The following is a 12,459-nucleotide window of genomic DNA, read 5'->3' as shown; positions in this document are numbered from 1 at the left end:
GGCCCATTCAATGTGGCATAACGGGAATCGTGAACCAAGTCCCTTTTTGCCAAAGCGCGGGCTTCAAGGGATTTCGGCAGGATTTCGCGCATTATCTGTCACCCGTGGCCCTTCTGCACTGTTTTGCCGCCGTGACCGAAGTCTCACGCGCATTTGACCAAGATTGACACGAAAATCTTAGCAAAAAATTGAGAACGATGTGGTTACTTGCTTTAATCAGGGATTGAGTACAGGAAATGTTCTTGGGGAAAACGATGATACGGATATCCCGACGCTTGTTTGGCGCTTTGACGGCGGTCTTGATTCTGGTCGGCATCACGTCATGGCCTGCCGCAGCCTTGGCGGATCGTCAGAGCACCGCCTTTCGCCAGGCGGTGGCAGAGGCGGCCTCGCAAGACCGCGAAATCGCCGCGTATTACCGCGAGGTCTCGTACAGGTCGATCTGGACCGGCGAGACAGAGGGGGATCGCGCCCGCCGTCGGGCACTCGTGCACGCGCTGTCGCAGTCGGGCCGGCACGGTCTGCCCGAGGCGCGCTATGATCTTGACGGGCTGATCGCGCAGATGTCGCAGGCGCGGTCTTTGCGTGACCTTGGCCAGGTCGAGGTTGCCTTGACCCGCGCGTATCTCGATTATGCCCGCGACGTGCAATCCGGCGTTCTGGTGCCGGGCCGCGTCGACAATGGCATCAAGCGCGAGGTGAGCGATCAGCCGGCCGCAACATATCTCGACGCGCTCCGGAACGGCACCGCACATGAGGTCATGCGCTCTCTGCCGCCGCAGACCAACGAATACGTCCGCCTGATGAAGGAAAAGCTGCGGCTGGAACGTCTGATCGCGGCCGGCGGCTGGGGCCCGACCGTGCCCGCGCAATCGATCGAGCCAGGGGATACCGGGGGGGCGGTCGTCGCCCTGCGCAACCGGTTATCGGCCATGGGCTATCTCGGACACAGTGCGAGTGGCGTATATGACGGCACCATTCAAGCCGCCGTACGGACGTTTCAGCGTGACCATGGGCTGGAGACCGATGGCATCGCCGGACCTTCGACAATCGGCGCGCTCAACCGCAGTGCCGCTGCGCGGCTCCGATCCGTGATCGTGGCGATGGAACGCGAACGCTGGCTGCCCGCCGACCGGGGGCAGCGCCACATCCTTGTCAACCTGACGGATTTCAGCGCGCGGATCCTCGATGATGATGCGGTGACGTTCCGCACCCGCGCGGTGATCGGCAAGAACAGCAGCGGTCGCCGCAGCCCGGAATTTTCCGACGAAATGGACCATATGGTGATCAACCCGACTTGGCACGTGCCGCGGTCGATCGTCGTCAAGGAATACCTGCCGCAGATGCAGCGGAACCGCAACGCCGTGTCGCATCTCAAGCTCTACAACAGCAATGGCCGCGAGGTCAGCCGGAACGCGGTCGATTTCACGGCCTATAGCGCCCGCACCTTCCCGTTCGCGATGAAGCAACCGCCTTCATCGCGCAACGCGCTTGGGCTGGTGAAATTCATGTTCCCGAACAAGTACAACATCTATCTGCACGACACGCCCCAGAAGGCCCTTTTTGACCGGGAAACCCGAGCGTTCAGTCATGGCTGCATTCGTCTGCAACAACCGTTCGACTTTGCCTACGAACTGCTGTCGCGGCAAGAGGCCGACCCCAAGGGCTTCTTTCACTCGGTCCTCGACACCGGCCGCGAAAATTATGTGCGTCTCGACCAGCCGGTGCCGGTGCACATTATCTATCGCACGGCCTTCACTAAGGCCCGCGGACGGACCGAGTTCCGCGAGGATGTCTATGGACGGGACGGCCGAATCTGGGACGCTCTGAACAAGGCAGGGGTTTCACTGGTGACCGTTCAGAGCTAGAAACCTCTTCGAATGAAGAGGTGGTGAATGGCCTACGACATAGAAACGGTGGCCCGGGCGCTCGGGGCACAGGCGTACGGTGCGCTGGATATCGAGATCGACGGTGTCGCAGAACCCGCCGATGCGGGACCGCGCGATCTGGCGCTTGCCATGAAACCCGCCTATGCCGACAACCTGACGCAGGGACAGGCGCGTGCGGCCGTCGTCTGGGACGGGGCCGACTGGCAGGCCCTTGGGCTTGAAGCGGCGATCGTGGCCCCGCGCCCGCGCTACGTCATGTCGGGCCTGACGCGGCTTCTTGATCCGGGGCAGGGCTGGGAGGCGGGCGTTCACCCGTCCGCCGTGATCCACCCGGAGGCGGAGCTTGCGGCGGATGTCAGCGTCGGCCCCCTTGCGGTGATCGGCAAGGGCGCACGGATCGGCGCAGGGTCCGTGATCGGGCCGCAATGTTTCGTGGGCACCGATGCCGAGATCGGCGCAAACGCCGTCCTGCGAGAGGGTGTCCGGATCGGCGCGCGCGTCCGGATCGGTGCGCGGTTCATCGCGCAGCCCGGCACTGTCGTGGGCGGAGATGGCTTTTCCTATGTCACGCCCGAAACCTCCAATGTCGAGCAGGGCCGCGCGACGCTGGGGCAGATCGGCGATACCGACGCGCAAAGCTGGACGCGGATCCATTCGCTCGGCTCCGTGACCATTGGCGACGACGTCGAGCTCGGGGCCAACTGCACCGTCGATCGCGGGACCATCCGCGACACGCGCGTGGGCAACGGGACCAAGATCGACAACCTCGTGATGATCGGCCATAACGTCATCATCGGAACGGACTGTCTGCTGTGCGGTCTCGTCGGAATCGCCGGATCGACCCGGATCGGCAACAACGTGGTCCTGGCCGGCAAGACCGGGGTTAGCGACAATATCTTCATCGGCGACAATGTCGTCACGGGCGGCGGGACCATCGTGCTGTCGAATATCCCGGCCGGGCGCATGATGCTTGGCTATCCGGCGATGAAGATGGAAACCACCGTCGAGGTGTTCAAAGGGTTCCGCCGCCTGAGAAGATTGTTCGATGATGTGGCCCAGCTTAAAGAAAAGGTTACAGGGCCGTCGCAAAAGACCTGAAGCCCGCGCATCCTGCGGGACAGCATGAGAAAGACCGCAACATGAGCAGCACTCGGGACCGTGTGATCAGGATCATCGCCGAACAGGCGGTGCTGGAGCCGTCGGACATCACCCTCGACAGCACGCTGGAGGGTCTGGGGATCGACAGCCTCGGGCTGGTCGAAAGCATCTTCGCGATCGAGGAAGAGTTCGACATCTCCGTGCCCTTCAACGCCAACGAGCCGTCGAAAAGCGACTTCGACATTTCCTCGGTAGGGTCGATCGTGCAGGGGATAGATCGGTTGATCGCGGAGCAGTCTTGAAGCGTGTCGTCATCACCGGGGCGGGGACGATCAACGCCTTGGGTGCCGATGTGCCGCGTACCCTCGAGGCGATGCGTGAAGGACGGTGCGGCATCGGTGAGCTGGACTTTCGCGATGTCGAGCGCCTGTCGATCCGGATCGGCGCGCAGGTCAATCCCTACGATCCCGAGGCGCAGTTCAACCGTCAGCAGCTGGCCCTTTACGACCGTTTCACGCAATTCACCCTGATCGCGGCACGAGAGGCCATCGCGCAGTCCGGGCTGGAATTCGTCGGGGATCTGGCGGCGCGCGCGGGCGTGATCCTTGGCAATTCCGGCGGCGGGATGACCACGCTCGACGAAAATTACCGCTCGGTCTACGAGGACGGCAAGAACCGGGTGCACCCTTTCGTTGTCCCCAAGCTCATGAACAATGCCGCCGCGTCGCACCTGTCGATGGGGTTCAATCTCAAGGGGCCGAGTTTCACCGTTTCCACCGCCTGCGCATCGTCCAATCACGCCATGGCGCAGGCGTTTCAGATGGTTCATGGCGGGATCACGCCGGTAATGGTTACCGGCGGGTCGGAATCGATGCTGTGTTTCGGGGGCGTCAAGGCGTGGGAAGGCCTGCGCGTCATGTCGCGCGACGCCTGCCGTCCGTTTTCCGCCAATCGAAACGGGATGGTTCAGGGCGAGGGCGCCGCGATCTTCGTGTTCGAGGAGCTGGAGCATGCCCGTCGCCGCGGGGCCGAGATCCTTGCCGAAGTGGCGGGTTTTGCCATGACGTCCGATGCATCGGACATCGTCATGCCATCAAAGCAGGGCGCGGCGCGCGCGATTTCAGGGGCGTTGCGCGATGCACGCATCAATCGCGACGATGTCGGCTATATCAACGCCCACGGCACCGGCACGGCCGCCAATGACAAGACCGAATGTGCCGCCGTCGCCGATGTGTTCGGGGCGCATGCCGACCGGCTGATGATGTCCTCGACCAAATCGATGCACGCCCATCTGATCGGCGGCACGGGCGCCGTGGAGCTGCTTGCCTGCATCATGGCGCTGCGCGACGGGGTGATCGCGCCCACCATCGGCTACGAAGAACCCGATCCCGAATGTGCGCTTGATGTCGTGCCGAACGAGGCGCGCGAGGCGCGGGTCGATGTCGCGCTGTCGAATGCCTTTGCCTTTGGCGGACTTAACGCGGTTCTCGCTTTGCGCCGATACGCCTGACGGCACGTGGTCCGGGACATGTCGCGGGGGCGTCCCGCGACGGCGCGGCCACGCCGGGACGGGCATGCATCCCGCCCCGGCTGTAGTCGGGCTCAGTTCTCCAGTTCAGAGGCGGCTTCGTAGGCTGCGGTGAACCCGGCAAGCGACGCATCGATGCGTACCTGCTGATCGGGGGCCTGCGCCGGTACGATTTCCAGCGTCGCCGTCGCCCCGCGTTTGAGCGCGTCCACATCCGGTTGCGTCAGGCCGATCCGGGCGAAACAGCCACCCATCGTGCAGAACGAGTAGGCATAGCTCTTGGCCTTGCCGCCATCGACCGACAGCTTGATCTCTTCGGTCAGCAGCGTTCCCAGCGGGGCGGCGATTGTGGCGCCGGCCACGACATTCCCGGCATTGGCCAGCTTGTACAGGCTGAACTCGGCGACGGGGTTACCGCCCTCCTCTGTCAGTAGCTGATACAGTTGGCACAGATCTTCCTCGGTTCCGGTGCGGAAACACTTCAGCTGCCAGTCGTCGTAGGTCGCCTTGATGTAGGATTCCTCTTCCTGTTGCTGCACTTCGCGTCCGGTATCGAGATTCTGGACCGCGTTTGGTGCCATGCCGTCGTCCTGCGCGGTCTCGGCTGCGTCTTCGGACCCGGTCGCGCTGTCGGCTTGCGTCGTGTCATCTTGTGCGCCGGCTGCTGTGGCGAATGCGAAAAGGGCAGCAAAGGACAAGCGGGAAAGTGTGTTGGACATTGGTTCCTCACAACAGGTTTTGGTTTTGCTGCACGGCATTTATCACGCCTCTCCGCCGGTGTCAGGCGCAAATCTCGATCTGACGCGGGGGGTGTGCTTCGCGTGCGCGTCGGACCAAACGAAAAGGGGCCGTGCGGCCCCTTTTCTCTTCCCCCTGTCGGATCGGCCGACTTGTGAATAAATTTACGTTAGAACAGACATGTGGCAGCCGTCAACGCGCGCGCATGCCGCCGTCCGGAAAAAAAGGCCGCACCGTTTCAGGCGCGGCCAGTATGACAGGGAGGAAATGCCCGCGACCCAAGGACGTTGGCCCCGGACACTGTCACAGCCTGCGGCAAAAGGGTTAAAATTGCGTATCCCGTGCGTGACGGTAGATGACCGCATCTACAGGTCGCCGCGGTTGTCAGGCCGATGCTTCGGCCAGATCGGTGCGCAACGCGTCATACATCGCCGCCGCGTGCCGCAGCCTTGCACGTTTGATGCCGCGTGTTTCGACCCGTATGATCGCCTCGACGCCGATGAAGAACGGCAAGGTATGCTGCCGCTCGGTCTCGGTCAGGGCAAAGGTTTCGACAAAGGCCGCGATCCCGCCCGCATCGACGCCGAACGACCGCTGCGCCGACGGGATCATGCCACGCCGTCCCATATGCGCCAGGAAACGCGCGATATCCTTGCACACGGGCAAACGGGCCGAGCCACCGAGGTCTATGCCGGTCAGACGGTCCCGACCCAGGATCAGGTTGTTGGGATGGAAATCGCCGTGACAGATCGCCATGCGCCACTCTGCGCCGTCAAGCCGGCGCGCCAGCTTGCGCAGATGCCCCAGGATGTCCGTCTCGATCCGCCGCAGGTTGGCATGGGGCTGGGTCTGCGCGGCCCGTTCGGCGCGGGCCAGCCAGCCCGCCGGGTTGGCCGCATGCCAGCTTTCGGTGACATCGGTGTAGCGCCGCAACCAGACCGCCGCATCGGGCAGATGCGCGGCGCGCGTTTCAGGCGCGCTGTGCCACAGATGCACCAGAAGGGGCGTGCCCGGCACCCGTTCCTCGGCCATCAACCCGATCTCGGGCAGGTGCAGAAACGGTTCGGGCACGCGGTAGCGGATGCCCTGCATATGCGGCCAGATGCGCGTCGCCTCGCGCCACTCGCGGACCTGCCCGCCCGACGCCGCGGGATGCAACAGCCGGAACACCGCCGGTCGCCCCTGCCAGCGCCCCGCCAGCACCGCCCGCTTGCCGGGCACGAGGCGCAAGACCTCGTCGATCTCGGCCGCCTCCAGCGCCGGTGCGACGGCGCGGGCCGCATCCAGTTGCGCCTGCACGGCCCGCACGGCGTCGGGGTCTGGCGTCTCGGTTGCGGACGGGTACAGGACATCAGGCATCGCGCGTCTTTTTTCCGAGGCCGCAAATCGCGTCAACCGAATTGAACCTTGCCCGCGCCCTGTCTATGCTGCATGGGCAATTCAGCAACAGGACCGCATGATGCCCGATACACCCGTGAGCGAACTGAGCTTTGAACAGGCGATGCAGGAACTCGAACAGGTTGTCGGGCGGCTGGAGCGGGGGGACGTGGCGCTTGACGAATCGATCACGCTTTACGCTCGCGGGGCCGAACTGAAGAAGCGTTGCGAAACCAAGCTCAAGGAAGCCGAGGAAAAGGTGGCGGCGATCACGCTGGACACCGACGGCCAGCCGACGGGGACACAACCCGTGTCCGGCGACTGACGACATGCAGGATCGTCTTGCCGCCGATGCGGGCCGCATGCAGGCCCGGTTCGACCACGTGTTCGGCGCGTATCCCGCAGGTCCGGTGACCGAAGGCATGGGGTATGCGACGCGCGGCGGCAAGCGCATTCGCGGCTTTCTGGTGATGGAAAGCGCGCGCCTGCACGGGATATCGGGTGATGCGGCCCTGTGGCCCGCCTGCGCCATAGAGGCGCTGCATGCCTACAGCCTCGTGCATGACGATCTGCCGGCGATGGATGACGACGACATCCGGCGCGGCCAGCCCACCGTGCATGTCCGCTGGGATGAGGCGACGGCGATCCTTGTGGGCGACGCGCTGCACGCGCTGGCCTTCGAGATGGCGAGCGATCCGCAAAGCGGTCTGGGTGCCGCGGTCCGGGCCGAGCTTGTCCACACGCTTGCCGCTGCTGCGGGCGGGCGGGGCATGGTGCTGGGGCAGGCGCGCGATATCGCGGCCGAGCATGCGACGACACCGCTGACGCTTGACGAGATCACTGCGCTGCAAGCGGGCAAGACCGGCGCGCTGATCGAGTGGGCGGCGACCGCCGGCGCGTGCATGGCCGGGACCGATCCCGAGCCGCTGAGGGCCTATGCCCGCGCGCTTGGCCTTGCCTTTCAGATCCGGGATGACCTGATCGACGTGACAGGGTCTGCGGCGCAGGTCGGCAAGGCCGTTGGCAAGGACGCGGCGGCCGGAAAGGCGACGTTCGTGTCGCTTCTGGGCGCGGAGGGGGCGAAAACCCGCGCAGCGACCCTTGTTGATACGGCATGCGACGCTCTATCTTGGTACGGTGACAGTGCCGCAAATCTACGCGACCTCGCCCGTTTTGTAATCTCGCGCGAGACCTAGACAGACCACCCCGAAGGAGGGGCGATGACATGCCAGACCGTCCGCACACACCGTTGCTAGATCAGGTCAGCAGCCCGGCCGACCTCAAACGGTTGAGCGACGGCCAACTTGATGCGCTTGCCCATGAATTGCGGGCCGAGACCATCGCGGCGGTGTCGCGGACCGGCGGGCATCTGGGCGCGGGTCTGGGTGTCGTGGAATTGACCGTGGCCCTGCATCACGTGTTCGACGCGCCGCGTGACAAGATCATCTGGGACGTGTCGCATCAAAGCTACCCGCACAAGATCCTGACCGGACGCCGCGACCGCATGTCGACGATCCGCCAGAAAGACGGGTTGTCAGGCTTTACCAAGCGCGCCGAGTCGCCCTATGACCCGTTCGGTGCCGCGCATTCCTCGACCTCGATCAGCGCGGCGCTCGGCTTTGCCGTGGCGCGCGATCTGGGCGGGGCCTGTCCGACCGGGCACGGCGATGCCATCGCCGTGATCGGTGACGGCGCGATGAGCGCGGGCATGGCCTTCGAGGCGATGAACAACGCGGGCCACTTGGGCAAGCGCCTGATCGTCATTCTGAACGATAACGAGATGTCCATCGCGCCGCCCGTGGGCGCGCTTTCGGCCTATCTGTCGCGGCTTTACGCGGGCGAGCCGTTTCAGGAACTCAAGGCCGCTGCGAAAGGCGCGATCTCGTTTCTGCCGCCCCCCTTTCAGGATGGCGCGCGCCGCGCCAAGGACATGCTCAAGGGGCTGACCGTGGGCGGCACCCTGTTCGAGGAACTGGGATTTTCCTATGTCGGGCCCATCGACGGGCATGACATGGATCAGCTTTTGCCAGTGCTGCGCACCGTCAAGGCGCGTGCAACCGGGCCGGTGCTCATCCATGCGCTGACCAAGAAGGGCAAGGGTTACGCGCCTGCCGAAGGGTCCAGCGATGGCGGTCACGCGACCGCGAAATTCGATCTAGTCACCGGCGAGCAGAAAAAGGCCAAATCCAACGCGCTGAGCTATACACGCGTCTTTGCCGGCGCGCTGCTGGATCAGGCGGCGCGGGACGACAAGATCTGTGCGATCACGGCCGCGATGCCTGACGGGACGGGGCTTGATCTTTTTGCCGAACGCTACCCCTCGCGCTGTTTCGACGTGGGCATTGCCGAACAGCATGCCGTGACCTTCTCGGCGGGGCTTGCCGCCGGCGGGATGAGGCCGTTCTGCGCGCTCTATTCGACGTTCCTGCAACGCGGATTCGATCAGGTCGTGCATGACGTGGCGATCCAGCGCCTGCCGGTGCGCTTTGCCATCGACCGCGCGGGGCTTGTCGGCGCCGACGGGGCCACGCATGCGGGCAGTTTCGACATCGCATACCTGTCGAATCTTCCGGGATTCACCGTGATGGCCGCCGCCGACGAGGCAGAGCTGGTGCACATGGTCGCGACCGCGGCGGCGCATGACGACGGCCCGATCGCCTTTCGCTATCCCCGCGGCGAGGGGGCGGGCGTCACCATGCCCGAACGCGGCGTGCCGCTGGAGATCGGCAAGGGGCGCATCGTGCAGGAAGGATCGCGCGTCGCGATCCTGTCCTACGGGACACGGCTGTCAGAGGTCATGCAGGCCTCGGAAGCCTTGCGGGCGCGGGGGATCACGCCGACCGTGGCCGATGCCCGGTTTGCCAAGCCGCTGGACGAGGCGCTGATCCTCGACCTGGTGGCGGGGCACGAGGCGATGATCACCATCGAGGAAGGCGCGATAGGCGGGTTTGCCAGCCATGTCAGCCACTTGCTGGCCGAGAACGGGGTCTTCGATCGGGGTTTCCGGTTCCGGTCGATGGTGCTCCCCGACATCTTCATCGATCAGGCCAGCCCGGCCGACATGTACGCCACGGCACGTCTCGGGGCCGTCGATATCGAGGCACGGGTGCTTGATATCCTTGATATCGCGCAGGTGCGCGACAAGCGCGCGTGATCCTGCTAAGGTGACGCAACGGAGGTATCCATGATCCGCCTTGCCATCACGCTTGCCATGTCCCTTGTTCTGACACCGGCGCAGGCGTTCGAGACCAGCGCGGGACCAGTCAAGGTGACGCGCGAGGTGTCGGGGCTGCAAGAGCCTTGGGCGCTTGGCTTTCTGCCAGGTGGTGGCCTGCTGATCACCGAGCGCGACGGTCGGCTGCTGCATGTCGCGGACGGCGCGGCACGCGAGATTTCCGGGCTGCCGCAGGTGGCGACGGTGGGTCAGGGCGGCCTGCTCGACCTGGTGATCCCGCGCGATTTCGTTCAGACTCGCACGCTGTTCTTCACATTCTCAAAGCCGCAATCAGGCGGCGCGGGCACCGCGATCTATCGCGCGCGGCTCGATCCCGGCGCGGGCCGGCTGACCGACGGTCAGGTGATCTTCGAGCTGGAACCGGGATCATCGGGGGGCCGGCATTTCGGCTCTCGGATCGTCGAGGGGAGGGACGGGCATCTTTACGCCACCATCGGCGACCGGGGGGATCGGCCCTCGGCGCAGGATCTGTCGCGCCAGAACGGATCGGTGATCCGCATTGCCCGTGACGGGTCGGTGCCCGAGGACAATCCGTTCGTCGACCGGGACGGCGCGCAGCCCGAAATCTGGTCCTACGGCCATCGCAACCCGCAGGGCGCCGCTCTGGATGCCGAGGGCAATCTTTGGGTCAACGAACATGGCGCGCGCGGCGGTGACGAGGTGAACCGCGTTCGACGCGGGGCCAATTACGGCTGGCCGGTGATTTCCTACGGCACGCACTATTCCGGCGCCAAGATCGGCGAGGGCACCCACAAGGACGGGATGGAACAGCCCGCGCATTACTGGGACCCCTCGATCGCGCCCTCGGGCATGATGATCTATCAGGGTGACATGTTCCCCGAATGGCAGGGCGATATCTTCGTCGGCTCGCTGAAGTTCAACATGATCTCGCGGCTGACCGGCCCGGACGTGACCGAGGTGGAACGCCTCGAATCGCCCGAAACGCAGCGCGTGCGTGACATCATCGAAGGCCCGGATGGCGCGATCTGGTTTCTCAGCGTCGGGCAGGGCGCGGCCTACCGGATGACGCCGGAGTGATCGCGGCCCAGAGGTGATACTTTCGCCTTACCCGAGGGCGTATCCCGCCCCGCGCACCGTGCGCAGTGGATCGTCGCCGCCATGCTGACACAGCGCTTTGCGCAGCCGCCCGATATGCACGTCCACCGTGCGTGTATCGACATAGATATCGCGGCCCCAGACCCGGTCGAGCAGTTGTTCGCGGCTCCAGACGCGGCCGGGCTTTTCCATGAAGGTCGATAGCAGCCGGAACTCTGTCGGGCCCAGTTTCAGCGCCTTGTCGCAGCGGGTCACGCGATGCGTTTCGGCGTCGAGCACGATATCTCCATATTCAAGCCGTTCGCCCATCGTCGCGGGGCGCGTGCGGCGCAACTGTGCGCGTACCCGCGCCATCAGCTCCACCAGCGAATAGGGCTTGATGACGTAATCATCCGCGCCTGTCTCGAGCCCGCGCACGCGGTCCACCTCTTCAGAGCGGGCCGACAGCATGATGATCGGGATACCGCGCGTGGCCGACCGCGTCTTGAGCTGTCGGCACACCTCGATCCCCGAGACATTGGGCATCATCCAGTCCAGCACGATGATGTCGGGCGGCGTTTCGGCCACCACCATCAGGGCTTCCTCGCCGTTGCTGGCCGTGACGACGTGAAAACCGTCCGCTTCGAGGTTGTAGCCCAGCACTTCGCGCTGTGCGGGCTCGTCCTCGACCAGAAGAACGGTGGGTTGTTCAGTGGACATGATGGCTGCCTCCGGGTCAGGCCTTGACGTGGCGGGAAATGGCTGGATCGGTCGAGGTCCTGTCGCCCTTCGGCCGTGGCTCTTGCGGTATCTCGCCAGAGACGAGATAGACGACCTGTTCGGCGACCGAGGTCACAAGATCGCCCATCCGCTCGATATTCTTGGCAATGAAATGCAGGTGCATGCACGGGGTGATGTTGCGCGGATCCTCCATCATGAAGGTGAGGAATTCGCGAAAGATCGCATTGTACATCTGATCGACATCCTGATCACGGTCTATCACCGCATACGCGAGATCGGCATCGCGCTGTATATATGCGTCGAGCACATCTTTCAGCATCGCCTCGACCTCGCGCGCCATGCGCCGAAGCGCCGCCGTCGCGCCGGTGACCGGCGTCATGTCGGTCAGGACAGAGGTGCGTTTGGCGATGTTCCTCGCGTAATCGCCGATCCGTTCGAGGTTGGCCGAGATCTTGATCACCGTCAGCACAAGCCGCAGGTCGCTTGCCGCGGGCGCACGCACGGCGATGATCCGGGTGGCTTCATCGGTGATCGTCTCCTCCAGCGTATCGATCGCCGCGTCGCGTTTGCGCACCTCTTCGGCCAGTTCCTCGTCGCGCGTCTCGAGCGATCGCGCGGCATCGACGATCGCCCGCTCGACCAGGCCGCCCATCTTCATGATCCGGGTCTGGATAAGCTCCAGGTCCCGCTCGAAGAATGAATCGAAATGTGGCTGGTCCGACATGGCCTGATCCTGCTCGCGGTGCTGCTCTGACCGTCTTGTCCTCGCCCCCAGGCGCGACGGCGGCGATGATCTGTGCGATCTTGTGCAAGGCAAC

General features: G+C 64.5%; 12 protein-coding genes. 8 read left to right on the top strand and 4 right to left on the bottom strand.

Annotation, left to right across the window (positions count from 1 at the left end):
- Positions 1-254: 254 nt before the first annotated feature.
- From ACROSR_RS08175 to ACROSR_RS08160, 4 genes are read left to right on the top strand one after another with little or no spacing between them, the layout of a single operon-like run.
- Entirely contained in the window at positions 255-1,868 is a 1,614-nt protein-coding gene (locus tag ACROSR_RS08175; protein ID WP_432683887.1) for a L,D-transpeptidase family protein, read from the top strand.
- A 27-nt stretch (positions 1,869-1,895) separates the two neighbouring features.
- Positions 1,896-2,987 carry a UDP-3-O-(3-hydroxymyristoyl)glucosamine N-acyltransferase gene (lpxD, locus tag ACROSR_RS08170; protein WP_432683885.1) on the top strand — a complete coding sequence of 364 codons (1,092 nt, stop codon included), beginning with the start codon at positions 1,896-1,898 and terminating at the stop codon, positions 2,985-2,987.
- Between the two features lie 41 nt (positions 2,988-3,028).
- Positions 3,029-3,289 (top strand): acyl carrier protein, encoded by a 261-nt coding sequence (locus tag ACROSR_RS08165; RefSeq protein WP_432683883.1) that lies wholly within the window; start codon positions 3,029-3,031, stop codon positions 3,287-3,289.
- Positions 3,286-4,497 carry a beta-ketoacyl-[acyl-carrier-protein] synthase family protein gene (locus ACROSR_RS08160; RefSeq protein ID WP_432683881.1) on the top strand — a complete coding sequence of 404 codons (1,212 nt, stop codon included), beginning with the start codon at positions 3,286-3,288 and terminating at the stop codon, positions 4,495-4,497. Before ACROSR_RS08165 ends, ACROSR_RS08160 begins: the two co-directional genes overlap by 4 nt.
- A gap of 92 nt (positions 4,498-4,589) precedes the next feature.
- On the opposite strand, the gene ACROSR_RS08155 is transcribed toward ACROSR_RS08160, so the two are convergent.
- Positions 4,590-5,234, bottom strand: coding sequence for an invasion associated locus B family protein (locus tag ACROSR_RS08155; protein ID WP_432683879.1), 645 nt, complete (start codon positions 5,232-5,234; stop codon positions 4,590-4,592).
- 403 nt (positions 5,235-5,637) lie between these two features.
- Positions 5,638-6,612 carry a phosphotransferase gene (locus tag ACROSR_RS08150; RefSeq protein WP_432683877.1) on the bottom strand — a complete coding sequence of 325 codons (975 nt, stop codon included), beginning with the start codon at positions 6,610-6,612 and terminating at the stop codon, positions 5,638-5,640.
- A gap of 100 nt (positions 6,613-6,712) precedes the next feature.
- Between ACROSR_RS08150 and ACROSR_RS08145 the strand changes: the two genes are divergently transcribed.
- The 4 genes from ACROSR_RS08145 to ACROSR_RS08130 are packed head-to-tail and all read left to right on the top strand — an operon-like array spanning position 6,713 to position 10,903.
- Positions 6,713-6,955, top strand: coding sequence for an exodeoxyribonuclease VII small subunit (locus ACROSR_RS08145; RefSeq protein ID WP_432683875.1), 243 nt, complete (start codon positions 6,713-6,715; stop codon positions 6,953-6,955).
- A 4-nt stretch (positions 6,956-6,959) separates the two neighbouring features.
- Positions 6,960-7,826, top strand: a complete 867-nt coding sequence (locus ACROSR_RS08140; RefSeq protein WP_432683873.1) for a polyprenyl synthetase family protein — start codon at positions 6,960-6,962, stop codon at positions 7,824-7,826.
- 29 nt (positions 7,827-7,855) lie between these two features.
- Positions 7,856-9,784 carry a 1-deoxy-D-xylulose-5-phosphate synthase gene (gene dxs / locus ACROSR_RS08135; RefSeq protein WP_432683871.1) on the top strand — a complete coding sequence of 643 codons (1,929 nt, stop codon included), beginning with the start codon at positions 7,856-7,858 and terminating at the stop codon, positions 9,782-9,784.
- Positions 9,785-9,814: 30 nt separating this feature from the next.
- Positions 9,815-10,903 (top strand): PQQ-dependent sugar dehydrogenase, encoded by a 1,089-nt coding sequence (locus tag ACROSR_RS08130; RefSeq protein WP_432683869.1) that lies wholly within the window; start codon positions 9,815-9,817, stop codon positions 10,901-10,903.
- Positions 10,904-10,930: 27 nt separating this feature from the next.
- Here ACROSR_RS08130 and phoB read toward each other — a convergent pair whose 3' ends face one another.
- Positions 10,931-11,620, bottom strand: coding sequence for a phosphate regulon transcriptional regulator PhoB (phoB, locus tag ACROSR_RS08125; RefSeq protein ID WP_432683867.1), 690 nt, complete (start codon positions 11,618-11,620; stop codon positions 10,931-10,933).
- Positions 11,621-11,636: 16 nt separating this feature from the next.
- The gene (gene phoU / locus ACROSR_RS08120) at positions 11,637-12,365 is read right to left on the bottom strand and encodes a phosphate signaling complex protein PhoU (protein ID WP_432683865.1); all 729 of its coding nucleotides are present in this window, start codon (positions 12,363-12,365) and stop codon (positions 11,637-11,639) included.
- Positions 12,366-12,459: the final 94 nt, after the last annotated feature.

Origin of the sequence: Roseovarius tibetensis, from assembly GCF_050896375.1 — a bacterium.
GTDB lineage: Bacteria > Pseudomonadota > Alphaproteobacteria > Rhodobacterales > Rhodobacteraceae > Roseovarius > Roseovarius tibetensis.
Note: the sequence above shows the minus strand (reverse complement) of the source record. Positions and strands in the feature narration are given on the sequence as shown.

What these genes read in the sequence shown, in the direction of transcription:
- ACROSR_RS08175 (WP_432683887.1), top strand. Translation starts at nt 255, where the DNA reads ATGATACGGATATCCCGACGCTTGTTTGGCGCTTTGACGGCGGTCTTG.
- lpxD (WP_432683885.1), top strand. Translation starts at nt 1,896, where the DNA reads ATGGCCTACGACATAGAAACGGTGGCCCGGGCGCTCGGGGCACAGGCG.
- ACROSR_RS08165 (WP_432683883.1), top strand. Translation starts at nt 3,029, where the DNA reads ATGAGCAGCACTCGGGACCGTGTGATCAGGATCATCGCCGAACAGGCG.
- ACROSR_RS08155 (WP_432683879.1), bottom strand. Translation starts at nt 5,234, where the DNA reads ATGTCCAACACACTTTCCCGCTTGTCCTTTGCTGCCCTTTTCGCATTC.
- ACROSR_RS08150 (WP_432683877.1), bottom strand. Translation starts at nt 6,612, where the DNA reads ATGCCTGATGTCCTGTACCCGTCCGCAACCGAGACGCCAGACCCCGAC.
- ACROSR_RS08145 (WP_432683875.1), top strand. Translation starts at nt 6,713, where the DNA reads ATGCCCGATACACCCGTGAGCGAACTGAGCTTTGAACAGGCGATGCAG.
- ACROSR_RS08140 (WP_432683873.1), top strand. Translation starts at nt 6,960, where the DNA reads ATGCAGGATCGTCTTGCCGCCGATGCGGGCCGCATGCAGGCCCGGTTC.
- dxs (WP_432683871.1), top strand. Translation starts at nt 7,856, where the DNA reads ATGCCAGACCGTCCGCACACACCGTTGCTAGATCAGGTCAGCAGCCCG.
- ACROSR_RS08130 (WP_432683869.1), top strand. Translation starts at nt 9,815, where the DNA reads ATGATCCGCCTTGCCATCACGCTTGCCATGTCCCTTGTTCTGACACCG.
- phoB (WP_432683867.1), bottom strand. Translation starts at nt 11,620, where the DNA reads ATGTCCACTGAACAACCCACCGTTCTTCTGGTCGAGGACGAGCCCGCA.
- phoU (WP_432683865.1), bottom strand. Translation starts at nt 12,365, where the DNA reads ATGTCGGACCAGCCACATTTCGATTCATTCTTCGAGCGGGACCTGGAG.